17 protein-coding genes are annotated in these 18,068 nt (G+C 36.6%); 8 read left to right on the forward strand and 9 right to left on the reverse strand.

What is annotated here, in order from left to right:
• Nucleotides 1–53 precede the first annotated feature (53 nt).
• Genes ACNKXV_RS07160 through ACNKXV_RS07170 form a run of 3 tightly spaced genes read left to right on the forward strand, consistent with a single transcriptional unit; the run spans nt 54 to nt 5,240 of the window.
• A complete protein-coding gene (locus ACNKXV_RS07160; protein ID WP_417907031.1) occupies nt 54–2,477 on the forward strand; it encodes a YfhO family protein in 2,424 nt (807 codons plus the stop codon).
• A gap of 22 nt (nt 2,478–2,499) precedes the next feature.
• The gene (locus tag ACNKXV_RS07165) at nt 2,500–3,783 is read left to right on the forward strand and encodes a glycosyltransferase family 4 protein (protein ID WP_417907032.1); all 1,284 of its coding nucleotides are present in this window, start codon (nt 2,500–2,502) and stop codon (nt 3,781–3,783) included.
• Nucleotides 3,783–5,240, forward strand: coding sequence for an oligosaccharide flippase family protein (locus ACNKXV_RS07170; RefSeq protein ID WP_417907033.1), 1,458 nt, complete (start codon nt 3,783–3,785; stop codon nt 5,238–5,240). Before ACNKXV_RS07165 ends, ACNKXV_RS07170 begins: the two co-directional genes overlap by 1 nt.
• Nucleotides 5,241–5,319: 79 nt before the next feature.
• Here the strand turns inward: ACNKXV_RS07170 and ACNKXV_RS07175 are convergent, their stop codons facing one another.
• Together ACNKXV_RS07175 and uvrA are read right to left on the reverse strand one after the other, a co-directional pair.
• Complete coding sequence (locus tag ACNKXV_RS07175; RefSeq protein ID WP_417907034.1) at nt 5,320–6,558, reverse strand: hypothetical protein; 1,239 nt, start codon at nt 6,556–6,558, stop codon at nt 5,320–5,322.
• Between the two features lie 133 nt (nt 6,559–6,691).
• Nucleotides 6,692–9,481 (reverse strand): excinuclease ABC subunit UvrA, encoded by a 2,790-nt coding sequence (gene uvrA, locus ACNKXV_RS07180; RefSeq protein WP_417907035.1) that lies wholly within the window; start codon nt 9,479–9,481, stop codon nt 6,692–6,694.
• Nucleotides 9,482–9,709: 228 nt separating this feature from the next.
• Here uvrA and ACNKXV_RS07185 point away from each other — a divergent pair, with 228 nt between their 5' ends.
• Nucleotides 9,710–10,294: an RNA polymerase sigma factor gene (locus ACNKXV_RS07185; RefSeq protein WP_417907036.1), complete on the forward strand. Its 585-nt coding sequence runs from the start codon at nt 9,710–9,712 to the stop codon at nt 10,292–10,294.
• 59 nt (nt 10,295–10,353) lie between these two features.
• Nucleotides 10,354–10,506 carry a hypothetical protein gene (locus ACNKXV_RS07190; protein WP_417907037.1) on the forward strand — a complete coding sequence of 51 codons (153 nt, stop codon included), beginning with the start codon at nt 10,354–10,356 and terminating at the stop codon, nt 10,504–10,506.
• A 37-nt stretch (nt 10,507–10,543) separates the two neighbouring features.
• On the opposite strand, the gene ACNKXV_RS07195 is transcribed toward ACNKXV_RS07190, so the two are convergent.
• Nucleotides 10,544–11,200, reverse strand: a complete 657-nt coding sequence (locus tag ACNKXV_RS07195) for an endonuclease III domain-containing protein (RefSeq protein WP_417907038.1) — start codon at nt 11,198–11,200, stop codon at nt 10,544–10,546.
• Nucleotides 11,201–11,230: 30 nt separating this feature from the next.
• On the opposite strand from ACNKXV_RS07195, the gene bcp reads away from it, so the two are divergent.
• A complete protein-coding gene (bcp, locus tag ACNKXV_RS07200; protein WP_417907039.1) occupies nt 11,231–11,686 on the forward strand; it encodes a thioredoxin-dependent thiol peroxidase in 456 nt (151 codons plus the stop codon).
• Between the two features lie 34 nt (nt 11,687–11,720).
• Here bcp and ACNKXV_RS07205 read toward each other — a convergent pair whose 3' ends face one another.
• The 6 genes from ACNKXV_RS07205 to porX all read right to left on the reverse strand — a co-directional run bounded on the left by ACNKXV_RS07205 (nt 11,721) and on the right by porX (nt 16,429).
• Nucleotides 11,721–12,104, reverse strand: a complete 384-nt coding sequence (locus ACNKXV_RS07205) for a hypothetical protein (protein ID WP_417907040.1) — start codon at nt 12,102–12,104, stop codon at nt 11,721–11,723.
• 6 nt (nt 12,105–12,110) lie between these two features.
• Nucleotides 12,111–13,313, reverse strand: coding sequence for an alanine dehydrogenase (locus ACNKXV_RS07210; RefSeq protein WP_417907041.1), 1,203 nt, complete (start codon nt 13,311–13,313; stop codon nt 12,111–12,113).
• Between the two features lie 58 nt (nt 13,314–13,371).
• Complete coding sequence (locus ACNKXV_RS07215) at nt 13,372–13,683, reverse strand: hypothetical protein (RefSeq protein ID WP_417907042.1); 312 nt, start codon at nt 13,681–13,683, stop codon at nt 13,372–13,374.
• A 232-nt stretch (nt 13,684–13,915) separates the two neighbouring features.
• The gene (locus ACNKXV_RS07220) at nt 13,916–14,062 is read right to left on the reverse strand and encodes a hypothetical protein (RefSeq protein WP_417907043.1); all 147 of its coding nucleotides are present in this window, start codon (nt 14,060–14,062) and stop codon (nt 13,916–13,918) included.
• A gap of 281 nt (nt 14,063–14,343) precedes the next feature.
• A complete protein-coding gene (gene tsaE / locus ACNKXV_RS07225) occupies nt 14,344–14,748 on the reverse strand; it encodes a tRNA (adenosine(37)-N6)-threonylcarbamoyltransferase complex ATPase subunit type 1 TsaE (RefSeq protein WP_417907044.1) in 405 nt (134 codons plus the stop codon).
• Between the two features lie 130 nt (nt 14,749–14,878).
• Nucleotides 14,879–16,429, reverse strand: a complete 1,551-nt coding sequence (gene porX / locus ACNKXV_RS07230) for a T9SS response regulator signal transducer PorX (protein ID WP_417907045.1) — start codon at nt 16,427–16,429, stop codon at nt 14,879–14,881.
• A 117-nt stretch (nt 16,430–16,546) separates the two neighbouring features.
• On the opposite strand from porX, the gene ACNKXV_RS07235 reads away from it, so the two are divergent.
• Nucleotides 16,547–17,776 carry an HD domain-containing protein gene (locus ACNKXV_RS07235; protein WP_417907046.1) on the forward strand — a complete coding sequence of 410 codons (1,230 nt, stop codon included), beginning with the start codon at nt 16,547–16,549 and terminating at the stop codon, nt 17,774–17,776.
• A gap of 24 nt (nt 17,777–17,800) precedes the next feature.
• Nucleotides 17,801–18,068, forward strand: a 268-nt coding sequence (locus ACNKXV_RS07240) for an LpxD N-terminal domain-containing protein (RefSeq protein WP_417907047.1), incomplete at its 3' end; no start/stop codon positions are given.

Genomic DNA, 18,068 nt, shown 5'->3' on the forward strand with positions numbered 1-18,068 from the left:
AACAAAGCTCTTTTAATTGAAAAGGAGCAAGGGATAAATCAAAAGTCCGATTAATGGCTAAACTGAAGAAATTCTTACCTCACCTGTTGGTATTAACAGGCTTTATTCTACTGTCTCTATTTTATTTTAATCCTGTTCTGCAAGGAAAGGAGATCTACCAAAGCGATATTATTCAATATATCGGGATGGCTAAGGAGCAAAATGACTTTCGCGAGCAAACCGGTGAAGAACCTTACTGGACAGATTCGGCTTTTGGAGGGATGCCAACCTATCAATTAGGTGCTCATTATCCTCACAATTATGTAAAAAAACTGGATTCCTTATTAAGGTTTCTGCCAAGACCTGCAGATTACCTTTTTCTTTATTTTCTTGGATTCTATATTCTGCTGCTTAGTTTAAAGCTGGATTATCGCACCGCTTTCGTGGGAGCCATAGCTTTTGGATTTTCCACATATCTCATCATTATTCTCGGGATTGGTCATAATGCCAAAGCACATGCTATTGCATATATGCCCATGGTCCTTGCGGGTATAATCTCGATTTTCCGGCATAGAAATATCTGGAGCTTCTTACTGCTTGCTGTAGCGATGGCGCTGGAAATACAGGCAAATCATTTCCAGATGACCTATTATTTACTGCTCCTTGTAATTGTACTTGGGATCGTGTACTTAATTGATGCCTTTAAAAAGGATCTTATAGGTGATTATTTTAAGGCGATAGGAATAATGGTGTTAGCAGTGGTTATTGCAATGGCAACGAATGCTACGAATCTTATGGCCACCAGTGAATACGCCGAATTTAGTACCAGAGGGAAATCTGAACTTACTATAACTCCTAATGGAGAACCTAAAGAAGATTCCGCTCTTAGTTATGATTATATAACTGAATACAGTTATGGTATCCTGGAAAGTTTTAATCTTATGGTACCTCGTTTTATGGGAGGTGGTAGCTCAGAAAATATAGGAGAAGACTCCCATATATATAATGCCATTCTTAAAATGGGTGCGAGCCCTGTTCAGGCTAAGGAATTTGCTGAATCTGCACCTACTTATTGGGGTGACCAGCCTTTTGTTGGCGCACCGGCCTATATTGGTGCCAGCGTGATCTTCTTATTTATTTTAGCGTTATTTCTTGTTAAAGGCCGATTGAAATGGTGGATAGTAGGAGGGAGCATCCTGGCTTTAATACTCAGTTGGGGAAAAAACTGGTTTGGAGGTACGAATCCAATAACTAATTTCTTTATAGATTATGTTCCTTCATACGATAAATTCAGGGCAGTTTCATCTATACAGGTATTACTTGAGCTTTGTTTACCATTGCTGGCGATAGTTGGAGTTCATAAATTATTTTCAGAAAAAATAGCTAATGACGATAAACTGAAAGCTTTAAAATTCTCCGGAATGATTGGCGGAGGATTGTTGCTGTTTTTCCTTTTAATAAGTTCAGCTTTCGACTTTGCCGGTAATAACGATTCGTTTTACCGCGAGCAGTTTGGGATGGAATTCATGAATGCTTTGAAGGAAGACCGTAAAGCCATTTTCACTTCAGATGTATTAAGATCATTATTGCTGGTTGGAGTATCTATAGGATTGATCTGGGCTTTCCTGAAAACCAAAATTTCTCGAAATGTTTTAACCGCCGGGCTGGGACTTGTTATTGTGTTTGATCTTGTAGGGGTCGACCTTAGATATGTAAACAGTGAAGATTTTGTACAGGCACGGCAAATGGAACAACCGTATCAACGCTATGAAGCTGATACAAGGATCTTACAGGATACAACCCATTTCCGTGTTTTTGACGTTTCGGGTAGTCCTTTTAATACCGGTAGAACTTCATACTTCCACAATGCCATAGGTGGTTATCATGCAGCCAAACCGGGAAGAATACAGGATCTCTACGATTTTTACCTTTCCAGAAATAATATGCAGGTCTTAAGCATGTTGAATGCGAAGTACTTTATAGTTCCTGCAGAAGATGGCATTCAGGCGCAACAGAATCCTAATGCTTTTGGAAATGCCTGGGCGGTGGAAAAAATAAAATGGACCGGAAATCAAAATGAAGAAATCCTTGCTTTGGAGAAGGTTAACCTGAAGAATACCGCAGTTGTAAATTCTAAATTTCAGGAACAGGTGAGCAATGATTTTGTTTATGATCCTGATTTTATCATTGAATTAAAAAGTCAGCAACCTAACGAACTGGTCTATGATTATAAAGCAGACTCCGCGCAATTCGTGGTATTTTCAGAAAATTATTATCAGCCAGGCTGGCAAGCCTATATAGATGGGGAGAAAGTACCGCATATACAGGCAAATTATGTTTTACGGGCAATGAATGTTCCTGCCGGGAAACATCAGATTACATTTAAATTTGAACCTGAGGTGATCCACACCGGTAGTACAATTACTCTGGTAAGTTCAATTTTACTCGGACTTATATTGATTGGCGGTTTAGGGATAGAATATAAAAAGCGTCAATAGGGATTGAGCAATCTATAACCGGATGAAAAAAGTTCTCATTATTACTTACTATTGGCCACCGGCAGGTGGTCCCGGTGTTCAGCGCTGGTTGAAATTTGTAAAGTATTTAAAGAGCTTTGATGTTGAGCCTGTTGTTTATATTCCGTCAAATCCTACTTACCCGATTATTGATGAAAGTTTAAAAACAGAAGTGCCGGGAGATCTCAGAATATTGAGCACTCGTATTTTTGAACCCTATGCCATCGCAGAATTGTTTTCCGGAAAAAAAACGCGTTCTATAAGTTCCGGAATTATAAAGAAGGAGGAAAACCAAACTTTTTTGGTAAAAGCACTTCTTTATATAAGAGGGAATTTTTTTATGCCTGATGCCAGAAAGTTCTGGATCAAACCTTCGGTTAAGTATTTAGAACAGGAGATTAATAATGAAAATTATGACCTGATCATTACCACGGGGCCACCTCATAGTTTACATCTTATTGGGCTGGAGTTAAAGGAAAATACCGGGATAAAATGGCTGGCAGATTTTCGGGATCCCTGGACCAATATAGGCTACCATTCAAAACTTCGTTTAAGCAAAGGCGCCAGGGAAAAACATGAAAAACTGGAACTTGCGGTACTTCAAAATGCAGATCACCTGGTAACAACAAGTTTTACGACAAAGGAAGAGTTTAGCCGGAAAACTGGAACGCCTATTACGGTTATTACTAATGGTTATGATATTGACCCGGAATCTCAATATAAACCGGCAGATAGTTTTGAGGTATCTCATATTGGTTCTTTACTCTCTGGACGAAATCCGGAACAACTCTGGCAGGCATTGGCTGAACTTACAATTGAAAATGCCCAATTTCGGCAATTCTTTACACTGAATTTAGTGGGGAAAGTGAGCGAAGAAGTGCTGGAAAGTATTACTCAAACCGCTTTAACTGAATATCTTGCCTTACCGGGTTATGTAACTCATACTGCTGCGGTAGATATGCAAAGAAATGCCTCGGTTTTACTGCTGCTTGAAATAGATTCTGAAGAAACTAAAGGAATAATTCCCGGGAAACTGTTTGAATATCTGGCAGCTAGAAAACCAGTTTTAGCCATAGGTCCACAGCAATGGGATGCAGGAAGGATAGTTGAAGAATCTGCTTCAGGGATTTATTTGGATTATACTTCGAAAGAAGAGATCAAAGCTTTCATCATGCAGGAATTTGAGAAATTCCTGAATAATGAACAGCAATTATTGGAAAACAGGATTGATAAATATCACCGAAAGGCCTTAACAAAAAATCTGGCTGAACTTATAAATTCAATGTAATGGGGATCATAATCAACCAATCTTTTAAAAATCTGGTGACCACCTATTTGGGCTTTGGGATTGGTGCGATTAATACCCTGTTTTTATTTACCTATTTTCTTGAAAAGGAATATTACGGTCTGGTTAGCTTCCTGCTCTCTGCCGCTAATTTAATCTGGCCTTTTCTTGTTTTTGGTGTGAATAGCACTCTTATCAAATTTTTTACTTCTTATAAAACCAGGAATGAGCGAGACAGGTTGTTGAATCTTGTCCTGCTACTTCCGGCCATTTCAGCAGTTGTACTTGGAACCTTCGGTTTAATATTTTATGAATATCTACTGGATTATTTTTCAGGTGAGAATGATCTGGTTCAGCCTTATATCTGGTTAATATTCTTGATCGCCCTGGCCACGTCTTATTTCGAAGTGTTTTTTTCATGGTCAAAGATCTATTACAAAAGTGCTTTTGGAAATTTGATGAAAGAAGTTTTCCACAGGCTTTGTATTAGTATCCTGCTCATGCTGGTATTTTATAGATGGATAAGTATCCCAACATTTATCTATAGTATCGCGGGAGTGTTTGAATTTCGAACAATTTTGATGGCCATGTATGCATTTTCCTTACATAGGCCTAAGTTGAATTTCAGGTTTCCAAAAAACCTGGTTCCGGTTTTAAAATATTCCGCTTTAATATTGATCGCAGCCTCTGTGGCCACAGTTTTACTGGACCTGGATAAGGTAATGATCGAATATTATTTGCCTATTGAAAATGTGGCGATCTATGGGATTGCCGTTTATATCGCTACAGTGATCTCGGTACCGCAAAAGGCTATGCATCAAATCACGCATCCTTTAACTGCAGAAATGCTGAATAAAAAAGATAAGCCTGGCCTTAAGGAGTTATATGAAAGGAGTTCTTTAAACCTGCTAATAGTTAGCGGACTCATTTTTATATTGATCATTACCAATGTAAACGATCTTTATGCTCTTATTCCAGATGAGTATCGAATTTCTATTTTAGTAGTATTATTGATCTCACTGGTCAAACTCTATGATAATTTTTTAGGGAATAATAATAGTATTCTTTTCAACTCAGATTACTATCGTATTGTATTAGGAATAGGGGTTATTCTGGTAATCGTAGCTGTTATTCTAAACTGGATATTTATTCCTGAATTTGGAATAGAAGGGGCGGCAATGGCAAGTTTTATTGCATTTTTTCTGTATAATACCTCTAAATTGATTTTAGTATATCAAAAGTTCAGGATCCATCCTTTTACAAGAGGTTCGCTTTGGCTTTTATTAATTACCCTCTCTTTTACTATTGTATTCTATTATATAGATATCTTTTCAATGCCAATTCTGGATATAATGGTGAAAAGTGCACTCACCGCGCTTACATATATTACATTGATCTATAAACTCAACTTTTCTCCGGAAATAAATGGGATGATCAATAAGTTTATCAAAAGTTCATAAAACGGGAAAACCCCTTCAGCAAGGCAGCTTCAGGGGTTTTCCAACTAACCAACCAAAAAATTAAATTATGAACTAACTCTTAATTATTACGATTCATATTTCGTGCCGAACTTCTCGTTGCGGAAACATTTCTAACATTTTCGCTTCGCGGGTTCACACTTCTCGAAGTTTTACTTTTTCTAACAGTATTACTTCTTTGTTTTGTTGGACGTTCTACTGAAGAATTCCTTTCAGAAGAAGTCCTTTTTTCTGTAGAAATATTTTTTCTTTCACGTGAAGACCCGGTAGATCTAACTGCAGGTGAAGTTCTTCGTTCCTGCCTTTTTGAAGCTTCAGTATTTCCTCTTGAATTTCTTCTAACTTCAGGCTGTCTGTTCTCAGGTTCTTGAGAAGTTCTTGCACTTTTCCTTTCGTTATCTCTAACTCTATCATTCCTTGTTTCAGTAGAAACAGATCTTCGGGTTCTTACCTGAGCGTCTCTGGAAGGTTGAACGGTTTTGTGATCATTAAGATTACGTCTATCAGAATATGCTCGTTCCCTGGATGCATTCTGTCTCGTTTTTACAATATCACGACTAACTCCGGTTCTCCTTCTGGTATCGACCACATTCCTTTTAGTCGAGGTTCTATGTCCGTGATTATAATTTTTAACCTTCTGGGAAGGACGATAGAATTTACGTTTATGAGAATTATTAGCGTAATAATTATTGTAAACGGTCACATATTGGTTATAGGAAACCCTTTGAGGTTCATAATAAGCTCTATATGGTCTGTGAAAAACAACAGCTGCCCGGCGGTAAGGTCTGCGATAAAAATTATGCCATGGCCTGTGTACATAATGCCTGTTATAGTGATTTATATAACCAGAAGAATGCGTATAACGGTGATTGCGGTTATAGTGTAACACCAGATTCCCAACCCTTGCTAAACGTCCATACCGGTTGTAGTCAAGAAATACATTTCCCGCCTGAACAAGTCTACCGTAATAATCATAATATAACGGCACATTCTCGATTTGAATTACCGCACCATAATCATCAAATTGAACATACGGATCGTAGTTATAACCTGAATTGTAACTGATATTTACATGCGGGTTATAATCATATCGATAACTTCCTCTTCGGAAATCCGGATTATAGAAAAAGTCAAATTCTCCATTTGGATAGACTGCGAATTCCACTCCGCCTTCCATAAAAATGAAACTATCATTATAATAGCCGGAAGAAATTGTGGCAGCAGAAGTATTATTATTTACTGAGGCAGATGCTGACCACCCAATAAACAGGAACGCGAAAAAATAGGTCAGGTTTCTCATAGTAGCAGTGTATTTATTTATGAACATTTTTATTCTTAAATACAAAGCATATGCCAAAACCCGAAAAGGCCTTCAGGTATAATGGTTTTGACCAGAAATTACGCTGTCAATTATCTGAAAAACAGCGTTTTAATTAATTTAGTTTTTCTTTAAGATATTTTGAAGTAACAGATTTTTTATTCCTTGAAACCTCTTCCGGAGTACCTTCGGCTACCAGATATCCACCATTTTCTCCACCCTCAGGGCCCAGATCAATTACATGATCTGCACATTTTACCAGATCCATATTATGTTCGATTACGATCACAGAATGTCCTTTAGAAATTAAAGCGTTAAACGATTGCAATAATTTTTGAATATCATGAAAATGCAAGCCGGTAGTTGGTTCATCAAAAATGAACAGGGCTTTGGTTTTCGTATTTCCTTTTACCAGAAAGGATGCAAGTTTAATTCGTTGGGCTTCACCACCGGAAAGGGTAGAGGAACTTTGTCCCAATTGTACATATCCTAATCCTACGTCTTTTAATGGTTTTAATTTCTTTACGATCTTGGATTGATCGTGATCCCCAAAAAATTTAGTAGCATCATCGATGGTCATATTTAGAATATCATCGATATTCTTATCATGGAAAGTTACTTCCAACACTTCTTTCTTAAACCTCTTCCCGTTACAGGTTTCACATTCAAGATGAACATCTGCCATAAACTGCATTTCTATGGTAACTTCGCCTTCCCCTTTACAGGTTTCACACCTTCCTCCATCTACATTGAAAGAGAAATGCTTCGCCTGGAAGCCACGAAGTTTTGCAAGTCTTTGCACTGCAAAAAGGTTTCTTATATCATCATAAGCCTTAATGTAGGTAACCGGGTTAGATCTTGAGGACCTTCCAATTGGATTTTGATCAACAAACTCCACAGTGCCCAGATTTTTAAAATCGCCTTCAATTTTATTAAACTGACCTGCTTTTTCTCCATAGCCACCAATTTCTTTCTGAATTGCCGGGTAGAGAATTCTTTTAACCAGCGTACTTTTTCCGCTTCCAGAAACTCCCGTAATAGCTGTAAATATTCCAAGGGAAAATTCTACATCAATATTTTTAAGATTGTTTTCTCTGGCACCAAAGATTTTGATCTTGTTCTTAGAAGTTCTGCGTTTTGCCGGAACTTCAATTTTCTTTGTCCCATTTAGATACTGCGCGGTAAGAGAATCAGATTTTAAAATATCCTTTAAGGTTCCTGTTGCAACAACATGACCTCCATTTGTTCCGGCTTCCGGACCAATATCGATGATCTCATCTGCTGCATTCATGATCTCTTCATCATGTTCCACGACGATCACCGTATTGCCGAGATCCCTTAAGTTTTCAAGCACCCCTATTAATTTTTCGGTGTCTTTAGGATGTAAGCCAATGGACGGCTCATCCAGAATATACATGGACCCTACAAGGCTGCTTCCTAAGGAAGTGGCAAGGTTGATCCTTTGAGATTCACCTCCGGAGAGAGTATTCGATTTTCGGTTTAAGGTAAGGTAATTCAATCCTACATTAGAAAGGAACTGTAAGCGATTCCTGATCTCAGTAAGCAACCTTTTGGCAATTACTTCATCGTATTCATTCAGTTCAAGCGTATCGAAAAATGCTCTTACTTTATTAAGGGGTTTATTCACCAGATCGGTAATACTATGGTCGGCGATCTTAACATAATCAGCCTCCTTGCGCAAGCGTTTTCCTTTACAAAGAGAACATTTGGTTTTGCCTCGATATCGGGATAGCATTACTCTGTTCTGAATTTTGTAAGCTTTGCTTTCCAGAAACTCAAAGAACTGGTTTAGTCCTTCAAAATATTTATTTCCATTCCAAACCAGTTCTTTTTGCTCATCGGTTAATTCAAAATATGGTTTATGAATAGGAAAGTCGAATTTATGAGAATTGTTTACCAGTTGATCCCGGTACCAGCTCATACTATCACCCCGCCATGGGAAGATCGCATTTTCATAAATGGATAATCCGGTATTGGGAATAACCAGCTCTTCATCAATTCCAATTACATCGCCGTAACCTTCACATCGCGGACACGCGCCATAAGGGTTATTAAAGCTGAACAAATGAACATTTGGTTCAAGAAAACTGATTCCGTCCAGTTCAAATTTATTGCTAAAATGTCTTGATGTATTATCTGAAAGTTTTTCAATAAAAAGCTCGCCTTTCCCCTCAAAAAATGCCGCATCGACAGCATCGGCCAATCGGTTATAAAAATCTTCCTCGTCTTTTTTAATAATCCTGTCTACTACCAGCCAGGTATTATCATCCTTGGCTTCATCCAGATTGGTTTCGTCAATCCTTACAACCTCGTCATTTAACTTAATCCTGCTATATCCTTGTTGCGCCAGAATTTCAATTTTTTTACTTAAAGATCTGCCTTCTTCAACATGAATTGGAGCAAGCAATAATAATTTTTCCCGTTCCGGAAATTCCTTAATATAGTTTATTACATCGGTAACCGTATCTTTTTTAACCTCGTTCCCGGAAACCGGTGAGTAGGTTCGGCCAATCCGTGCGAATAATAATTTCAGGTAATCATATATTTCAGTAGAAGTACCAACGGTAGAGCGGGGATTGGTAGAATTTACCTTTTGTTCTATGGCAATAGCCGGAGCGATCCCTTTTATGTAATCGACTTTCGGCTTATTTAACCTACCAAGAAATTGCCTTGCGTAAGAACTTAAACTCTCTACATACCTTCGCTGTCCCTCTGCATATAAAGTATCAAAAGCTAAACTGGATTTTCCTGAACCTGAAAGGCCGGTTATCACCACAAGTTTATTACGGGGTATAATTGCATTTATGTTTTTAAGGTTATGCAATTTAGCACCCTTGATTATGATATTCTTTTTAGGATTTACGTTGGCTATATCTACAGTCATATTTTATATGGTAATGCGGCAAAGTTACTCATAATGATACGGAGAGGAAAGCCTGCCTATGCTTATAGTATTGTTAAAAATTTAAGCTATTATTTGTATATCTAAAATATATCTTGCTATATTTGAAGCATAATCAAAATAATTCTGCCTATAAAACACAGTTACTTTTTTAAAACTAAATAACCTAACCCTCAGGAAATCTTTTTCCTGTTTTATAAAGTAACTGGTATGAATAACACTAAGGAGACTGACGCTTCCCTTGTTCGTAATTATTTAAACGGAGAAGAAAACGCACTGGGTATTCTCATCAACAGGCATCAACACCGTATTTACAGTTTTGTTTATACAAAAGTCTATGACAGAGATGTGGCTGAAGATATTTTTCAGGACACTTTTATCAAGGTAATACGAACCCTGAAAAGAGGTAAGTATAATGAAGAAGGCAAATTTCTTCCATGGGTAATGAGAATTGCTCATAATCTGGTAATTGATCATTTTAGAAAGAATAAACGAATGCCCAAATTCGACAATAGCGGGGATTTTAATATTTTTTCTGTGTTAAGCGATGGAGATCTTAATATTGAAAAACAACTTATTAAAGATCAGATAGAGTCTGATGTCCAGGAGTTGATTAAAGAATTGCCGGAAGATCAACTGGAGGTTCTTACCATGCGCATCTATAAAGACATGAGTTTTAAAGAAATTTCTGAACGCACCGGTGTTAGTATAAATACCGCGTTAGGAAGAATGCGTTATGCTTTGATCAATTTGCGTAAGATCATCGAAAAGAGAAATTTGATATTAACAAATTAAATTTACAATATTCCCCTAAATGGTTCGTTAATTTATAAAACCACCTTAAATAGCACCAAATGGGGAAACTTTACTTTAAAAAATCTTCTAAAGAAGAAAAACTTACTCAACCGCATCCACGCCAGGAGACGGTAGATTTTCTTTTGAATTATTCAAAGGCATTAAATGTTAGCGAATACAAAAGTCTAAAATTTGAATTGCTTCTAAACTAGTTTATAAAAGACCTGTATAATTAGCCTACAGGTCTTTTTATTTCTTTTTAGCAAGGTACTGGACAATTACACTCTTCCGGCCAATAGTTTTAGTAATTATATCCTTATCAAGATTCCAGCCACGTGCCGGAGAATACTGTCTTCCATACCAGATAATCTGCAAGTGTAATTTATTCCAGTGATCTTCTGGGAACAATCTTTTGGCATCCTTTTCTGTCTGTTTAACATTTTTTCCATTCGTAAGATTCCATCTGTACATTAACCGGTGAATATGAGTATCTACCGGAAAAGCAGGGATATTAAAGGCCTGTGCAATAACAACACTTGCTGTTTTATGACCAACAGCCGGTAATTCTTCCAGTGCTTCAAGGCTTGCAGGAACTTCCCCGTTATATTTGTCGATAAGAATTTGGGAAAGGCCGTGTATACCTTTCGATTTCATAGGCGATAATCCTACAGGTTTGATGATCTCTCTTATTTCTTCAACAGATAATTGAACCATTTTATAAGGATTATCTGCAACTTCAAATAAAAGAGGCGTAATTTGGTTAACCTTTACATCGGTACTTTGAGCAGATAACAAAACGGCAATAAGTAAAGTGTAAGGGTCTTTATGATCTAATGGAATTGGAACTTCCGGGTATAATTCATTTAGTGTATCAATAACGAACTGTACCTTTTCCTGTTTGGTCATAAAATTTTATTTTAGACAAAAGTAATAATTATGACAACATTGAAAGAAGGGGATAAGGCGCCCGATTTTAAAGCCGAAGATCAGGACGGAAATACGATCCAGCTAACAGATTATAAAGGAAAAAAACTGGTGTTATTCTTTTATCCAAAAGCCAGTACTCCCGGATGTACAGCAGAAGCCTGCAATCTGAATGATAATTATGAGTTGATGAAATCGAAAGGCTATGAAATACTTGGCGTTAGTGCCGACTCGAAAAAAAGGCAACAGAATTTTAAAAATAAATATGGGTTTGATTATCCGCTCTTAGCCGATGAGGAAAAAGAAGTGATCAAGGCTTATGGGATATGGGGACCAAAGAAATTTATGGGAAAGGAATATGAAGGTATCCACCGCACAACTTTTATAATAAATGAAGAAGGGGTAATAGAGAAAGTGATCAAGAAAGTAAAAACCAAAGCTCATTCTGAGCAGATCCTTGAAGAATAGGGGTTAATTTTTTGAATAATAAAAAAGGTGACTATTAATGGTCACCTTTTTTATATGCTGCTTTTTTAATGGTTGCGATACTGTCGCAGTTTACGATTTGCAACTCCAATTCTTTTGAGTTCACCATCCCCTTCACAATATAGATATTGCAGGGTTTTGCTTCGGTGTTACTTTTATTAAAATCTACATCGCCATTTTCTAAGATTGCTGAAACCGACGAAGTATCTATTTCATTTTTTTGGAAGAAAGCCAGGGAACTTGATGTGAATTGCCTTTTCTTTATTTTAATATTCTTTAAAACACGGGCATTAGGGGAATAATCACAGGAAGTCTTTTTTCCGCTAAGAAAAAATATTAAGATCACTATTCCAAAAAACAGGCCTACTCCATAATAGCCCAAACGATGAATAAATTTCATTCTTTTTTAAAAAATCAACAGGTTAATATCTCTATATGAAAGATTAAACCAGTCTGCAATAGATTTACTGGTTAAAATTCCGTGGTAAAAATACAAACCATTACGCAGACCTCTGTCAAATCTCAAGGTATTTTCTAAACCTCCCTCTTCAGCAATATGAAGTAAATAAGGTGTAAAAATATTACTGATGGAAAGTGAAGAAGACCTGGCATATCTTGATGGGATATTAGGAACACAATAATGAATTACATCATGTTTGGTGAAAATAGGTTCATCATGGGAAGTGATTTCACTGGTTTCCACGCAACCACCCATATCGATACTTACGTCTATAATTACAGCCCCTCTTTTCATGGATTGAACCATTTCTTCGGTTACAAGAATAGGAGAGCGGTCTTTTCCACGAACAGCACCAATCATAACATCAGCACGTTTTAAGGCTTTTGAAAGATTTTTAGGCTGGATGGTACTGGTGTAAAAAGTTTGTCCAAGCCTTGATTGGATATTTCTCAATTTGGTAAGTGAGCTGTCAAAAACTTTAATATTTGCACCCAGGCCAATCGCTGATCTTGCTGCAAATTCACCAACAGTTCCGGCACCAATTATTACCACTTCAACCGGCGGAACACCACTAATATTCCCGAACATTAAGCCATTCCCATCAGCATGATTGCTCATAATTTCTGACGAAATAAGTACAGATGCTGTCCCTGCAATTTCACTCAGGGCTCTTACAATGGGATAACTTCCATCATCATCCTTTATAAATTCAAAACCAAGAGCTGTAATTCTTTTTTCTGCCAGCTTCTGAAAGTATTCTTTACACTGAGTTTTTATTTGCAGAGCGGAGATAAGGATGGTTTGAGGGTTTATGAAGTCCAGTTCCTGGATAGAAGGCGGTTCTATCTTAAGAAGCATAGGACAGGAAAAAACCTTTTGAGTGTCTTTAGTAATTTCAGCCCCGGCATCGGAATAATCTTTATCACTGAAGCGGGCCCATTTTCCCGCACCAGACTCGATCATAACTCTGTGACCATGTGCGGTTATAGCTGCCACGGCATCGGGACTCAGGCAAATACGTTTTTCCTGATAGGCTGTTTCTTTGGGAATACCAATGAATAATTTTCCTTTTTTCTTAAAGATCTCCAGAGTTTCTTCTTGTGGAATAAGTTGTTCCTTGGTAAAAGGAGAGACCTGCTGCTTGCCCATATAAATTAAGTTAAAGCAGTTAAATTACAATATAATTTAGAAAAAGGAATAAGGATGTTTAAAGTTTACGGTAATAGTCTTCGACCAGGATATTGGAATGATTATAGGAATCATCCTCATCATTCTGAAATTCTTTGATTTCTTTAAGATCTTTATCTGAAATATTAGAGAAAACTGAGATTTCGGTTTCTTCCAATTCTGAAAGGTCCAGACCATAAACTCTATCAAATATTTTTATACGAATAAGATATACTATAGAAAGAATAACAATAAAAAAGGGAGCAAGATAGATTAATTGATTAATGTCAATATAATCTGTTCTAAGATAAACATCGTCATATATTACTACAACAAGTTGATAAGAATACATTGAAATTGGAATCAAGATAACATGATACCACCAATGTTTACAGGTGAAAAACCAAAGGAGAAGTAAAAATAAGGGCGTAATTTTACCCAAGTAAGTCCAGGCTGCGGTAAGTACATCCTCGAAATAAAGACTTTCGTACTTAAAAAAAGAAGTTTCCCAAACGGGACCGCTTGGGAAAATCTCATATAAATAAAATATGTATGGTGAAAATGCTATACTAAGCGCAACAAGACTACCCAGCAGAAGGTACCCTGATCTTTGATTTTTGTACGGCTTGTTCTTTGATTTCATTCTTATTGATATCGTCGTTTGAAGTTGAAGTTACAAAAAAACTTGCTCCAAAAATTGCGGCTGCGAAAAGTACTGCTTTAAGTTTCATAATAATAGGTTTTAAGATTGTTGTTTCGTTCTGTTTTCTGTTTCAAACATATAACAACTTAATCACCTGTCAATTACAACATTAGTCGTACCTTTGCGCCTTTTTTTGAGCCAAAAAATTGGCTAAAAATCGTATTTTTAACTTTAAAAATGTTAGTTCAAATTTATATATAAATCGTTAAATGAATTAATATTTCAAAAATCACTTTTCATATTAATCCATTAGGTAATAATATTCTTACAATTAATTTTTTGCCATCAATATCCTAAAAATTGAGTTTGTTAACAAAACTTTAACTTTCTTATGTTTTTAGATTCAACCGTTATTAGCAGTTTTTGGGTGTTATCACCTATAAATTTTTCCACTTTTTCCGGCCATTCTATTAAATTCCACTCTCCGGATTCCAGGTAATCTTCAAAACCAATGTCCAAAGCTTCCATCTCATTTTCGATCCTGTAAAAATCGAAATGAAAAACCGGGCCTTCATCTGATACGTAATGATTAACTAGGGAGAATGTTGGGCTGGAAGCTACATCAGTAACTCCAAGAGACTTAACCAGCTCTTTTATAAGAGTTGTTTTTCCAGCACCCATTTCACCATAAAAAAGCAGGGTTTTGCTTTTGGTGTTTTCTAAAATGTGCTTTACAGCTACATCGAGTTCGTGAAGTTCGTAGGTTAACTCCATAATTTCAAAATGTCAGATTTGGGACTATAAAGATATATAAAAATTCCATACACTAGCGCAGTGCTCTGATACCCAGGGGGATATAAACATAAAAAATGCATTATATCGATAAAAATAAACCTTTTGTCGTTTATTTTGGATTAAGGACTACAAATGGGATTACAACTTCTTCTAAAGAAATTCCACCGTGCTGGTAGGTATTTCTATAGTAGGATACATAATGATTAAAGTTATTTGGATAGGCAAAGAACAGGTCTTCCTTTGCGAAAATATAGGAACTACTCATATTAAGAGTGGGCAGATAAACAGATCGCGGATTCTCAATTGCTAAAACATCCTTATTCTCAAAACTAAGGCTCTTGCCGGTTTTATATCTCAAATTTAAACTCGTGTTCTTGTCTCCAATTACTTTTGATGGGTTCTTTACATTAATAGTACCATGATCTGTTGTGATAATGAGCTTAAAACCTGATTGCTGTGCTTTCTGAATTATTTCTAGTAAAGGAGAGTTTTTAAACCAGCTTTGAGTTAAGCTGCGATAAGATTTATCATTTGAAGCTAATTCTTTGATTACCTCCATTTCAGTTTTTGAATGGGAAAGCATATCCACAAAATTGTAAACGATCACGGTAAGATCGTTAACCTTCTGGGTTTTAAAATTATCAACCAGTTTACGGCCTGCTTTTAGACTGCTTATTTTATGATATTCATATTTATAGTCTTTCCCAAGTCGTTTAAGTTGTTCTCCAAGAAATTCAGCTTCATAAAGATTTTTCCCTCCATCATCTGTATCATTCTTCCAGTATTTTGGAAATAGCTTCTCCATTTCACTTGGCATGAGGCCTGAAAAAATTGCATTCCGTGCATATTGAGTAGCCGTGGGAAGAATACTGAAATAAGCCTCTTCCTTTTCTTTTTTATAATAAGCATTAATAATCGGTTCCAGAGCTTTCCACTGGTCATATCTTAAATTATCCACCACGATCATTAAAGTAGGGTCTCCTTTTTTAATTTCAGGAATTACTTTAGATCTGAATAAAGTGTGGGACATTACCGGTGGTTCTGCATCTTTCTCGAACCAGCTTTCATAATTACGGGATATGAATTTGAAAAATTGATTATTTGCTTCCTGTTTCTGAGATTCAAGGATTTCGAACATTCCTGAATCTTCTATCTCTTCAAGCTGGATTTCCCAATACACCAACTTTTGGTAGAGTTCCACCCACTCTTCATAAGAATTTACCTGAGAGAGTTCCATGGCTATTTTCCTGAACTCCTGTTGATAATTGGAAGTGGTTTTCTCTGAGATCAAGCGGGAGTGATCCAGGTTCTTTTTAATACTTAGAAGAATCTGGTTTGGATTCACCGGTTTAATAAGATAATCGGCGATTTTAGAACCAATTGCCTCTTCCATTATATATTCCTCTTCACTCTTAGTGATCATAACAATGGGAATTGTCTCCCGCCGTTCTTTTATTTCAGCTAAAGTTTCGAGACCTGTTAATCCGGGCATATTTTCGTCCAGGAAAATGATATCAAAATTTTCCTTTTCAATTTGCTCCAAAGCTTCAGTTCCACTCTTACAGGTTTGAACATCATAATTCTTTTTTTCAAGGAACATTATGTGAGGTTTGAGCAGATCGATTTCATCATCTACCCATAAAATTTTGATATTATTCATAATTTATATTTTGACTTATTCGAGTATTGAACCTGCTCATTTTATATTGATATGGAAGTTATTACCTCCAGTCGGCCCAGATATGTATCTTTGTTTGAAATATTATATAAAAATAGCTTGGCTTCACAAACTAAACTTAAAATACTAAACGATCCAATTTACGGTTTTATTACCATTCCTAATGACACGGTATTCCGCATAATAGAGCATCCTTACTTTCAGCGACTCCGCAGGATTTCGCAAATGGGACTCTCTTATCTGGTCTATCCGGGAGCTCATCATACCAGATTTCATCATGCGCTGGGCTGTGTTCATTTAATGCAGAAAGCCGTGAGAGTACTTAAGCATAAAGGGGTTAAGATCTCGAAAGTTGAAGAAGAAGCTCTGATGATTGCTATTCTTATGCATGATATTGGGCATGGTCCTTTTAGTCATGCTATGGAACATAGCCTTGTGGAAGGAGTAGATCATGAGACGATTTCTCTATTATTTATGGAGAAAATGAATCGTGACTTTAACCAAAATTTAACGCTGGCCATTCAGATCTTTAAGGGCAGCTACCACCGTAAATTCATGAATCAGCTTATTTCAAGCCAAATGGATATGGACAGGCTGGACTATCTAAAAAGGGATAGTTTTTATACCGGAGCGGTGGAAGGAAACATCAATAGTGAACGGCTCATTACCATGCTTAATGTGGTGAATGATGAACTGGTGGTTGAAGAAAAAGGAATTTACTCGGTTGAAAAATTCCTTATTGGTCGCAGGCTTATGTACTGGCAGGTGTACTTACATAAAACCAGCCTGGTTGCAGAGCAATTACTAATTAGGGTTTTGGTTCGAGCCAAAGAATTGATAGGTCAGGGTAAAACATTGCATGCGAGTGGTTGCCTGATGTATTTTCTGGAAAATAAGGTGAACCGGGATAATTTTAATGAGGATACTTTGGAAATGTTTTCAAGGCTGGATGACAATGATGTTATTTCAGCAATGAAAGAGTGGATGTATTCTGATGATTTTGTACTGAGTAACCTTTGTAAAATGATCATAAACCGGGATCTGCTTAAGGTGAAAATAAAGAAGAAGCGACCATCAAAAGAAAAATTGGAACAGCGATCTTTAGCCCTTCAGAATAAATATGGCATTTCAGCAGACGATGCTTCCTATTTTGTGTTTGAAGGTGAAATTGCAAATCTTGCGTATAAACGAGAAACCGACAATATTAATATACTTCATAAAAACGGGAAAATTAATGATGTGGTAAAGGTTTCAGATCAATTTAACCTGAAAGCCTTAACCAATACGGTAACCAAATACTATATGTGTTATCCAAAAGTTAAAGATTAAACCATTTTTTTTACTTTTGCCAGAATGAAGTTTACAGCAGCGCAAATTGCGGAAATATTAGAAGGGAAGGTTGAAGGGAACCCTGAAGCGGAAGTTTCAGAACTTGCCAAGATCGAAGAAGGGGGAGAAGGCTCTCTTACTTTTTTAAGTAATCCCAAGTATAATTCCTATCTCTATACTACTAATGCCAGTATTACCATTGTAAATGAAAGTTTTGAAGTTGAGCAACCGGTAACTACTACTCTTATTAAGGTAAAGGATGCCTATAAAGCCTTTTCCACACTCCTTGAAT

Source organism: Christiangramia aquimixticola (assembly GCF_048285835.1).
Lineage (GTDB): Bacteria > Bacteroidota > Bacteroidia > Flavobacteriales > Flavobacteriaceae > Christiangramia > Christiangramia aquimixticola.

Bases quoted from the DNA above. Each gene is read 5' to 3' on its own strand.
- ACNKXV_RS07160 (WP_417907031.1), top strand. From the start codon at position 54: ATGGCTAAACTGAAGAAATTCTTACCTCACCTGTTGGTATTAACAGGC.
- ACNKXV_RS07165 (WP_417907032.1), top strand. From the start codon at position 2,500: ATGAAAAAAGTTCTCATTATTACTTACTATTGGCCACCGGCAGGTGGT.
- ACNKXV_RS07170 (WP_417907033.1), top strand. From the start codon at position 3,783: ATGGGGATCATAATCAACCAATCTTTTAAAAATCTGGTGACCACCTAT.
- ACNKXV_RS07175 (WP_417907034.1), bottom strand. From the start codon at position 6,558: ATGAGAAACCTGACCTATTTTTTCGCGTTCCTGTTTATTGGGTGGTCA.
- uvrA (WP_417907035.1), bottom strand. From the start codon at position 9,481: ATGACTGTAGATATAGCCAACGTAAATCCTAAAAAGAATATCATAATC.
- ACNKXV_RS07185 (WP_417907036.1), top strand. From the start codon at position 9,710: ATGAATAACACTAAGGAGACTGACGCTTCCCTTGTTCGTAATTATTTA.
- ACNKXV_RS07190 (WP_417907037.1), top strand. From the start codon at position 10,354: ATGGGGAAACTTTACTTTAAAAAATCTTCTAAAGAAGAAAAACTTACT.
- ACNKXV_RS07195 (WP_417907038.1), bottom strand. From the start codon at position 11,200: ATGACCAAACAGGAAAAGGTACAGTTCGTTATTGATACACTAAATGAA.
- bcp (WP_417907039.1), top strand. From the start codon at position 11,231: ATGACAACATTGAAAGAAGGGGATAAGGCGCCCGATTTTAAAGCCGAA.
- ACNKXV_RS07205 (WP_417907040.1), bottom strand. From the start codon at position 12,104: ATGAAATTTATTCATCGTTTGGGCTATTATGGAGTAGGCCTGTTTTTT.
- ACNKXV_RS07210 (WP_417907041.1), bottom strand. From the start codon at position 13,313: ATGGGCAAGCAGCAGGTCTCTCCTTTTACCAAGGAACAACTTATTCCA.
- ACNKXV_RS07215 (WP_417907042.1), bottom strand. From the start codon at position 13,683: ATGTATTCTTATCAACTTGTTGTAGTAATATATGACGATGTTTATCTT.
- ACNKXV_RS07220 (WP_417907043.1), bottom strand. From the start codon at position 14,062: ATGAAACTTAAAGCAGTACTTTTCGCAGCCGCAATTTTTGGAGCAAGT.
- tsaE (WP_417907044.1), bottom strand. From the start codon at position 14,748: ATGGAGTTAACCTACGAACTTCACGAACTCGATGTAGCTGTAAAGCAC.
- porX (WP_417907045.1), bottom strand. From the start codon at position 16,429: ATGAATAATATCAAAATTTTATGGGTAGATGATGAAATCGATCTGCTC.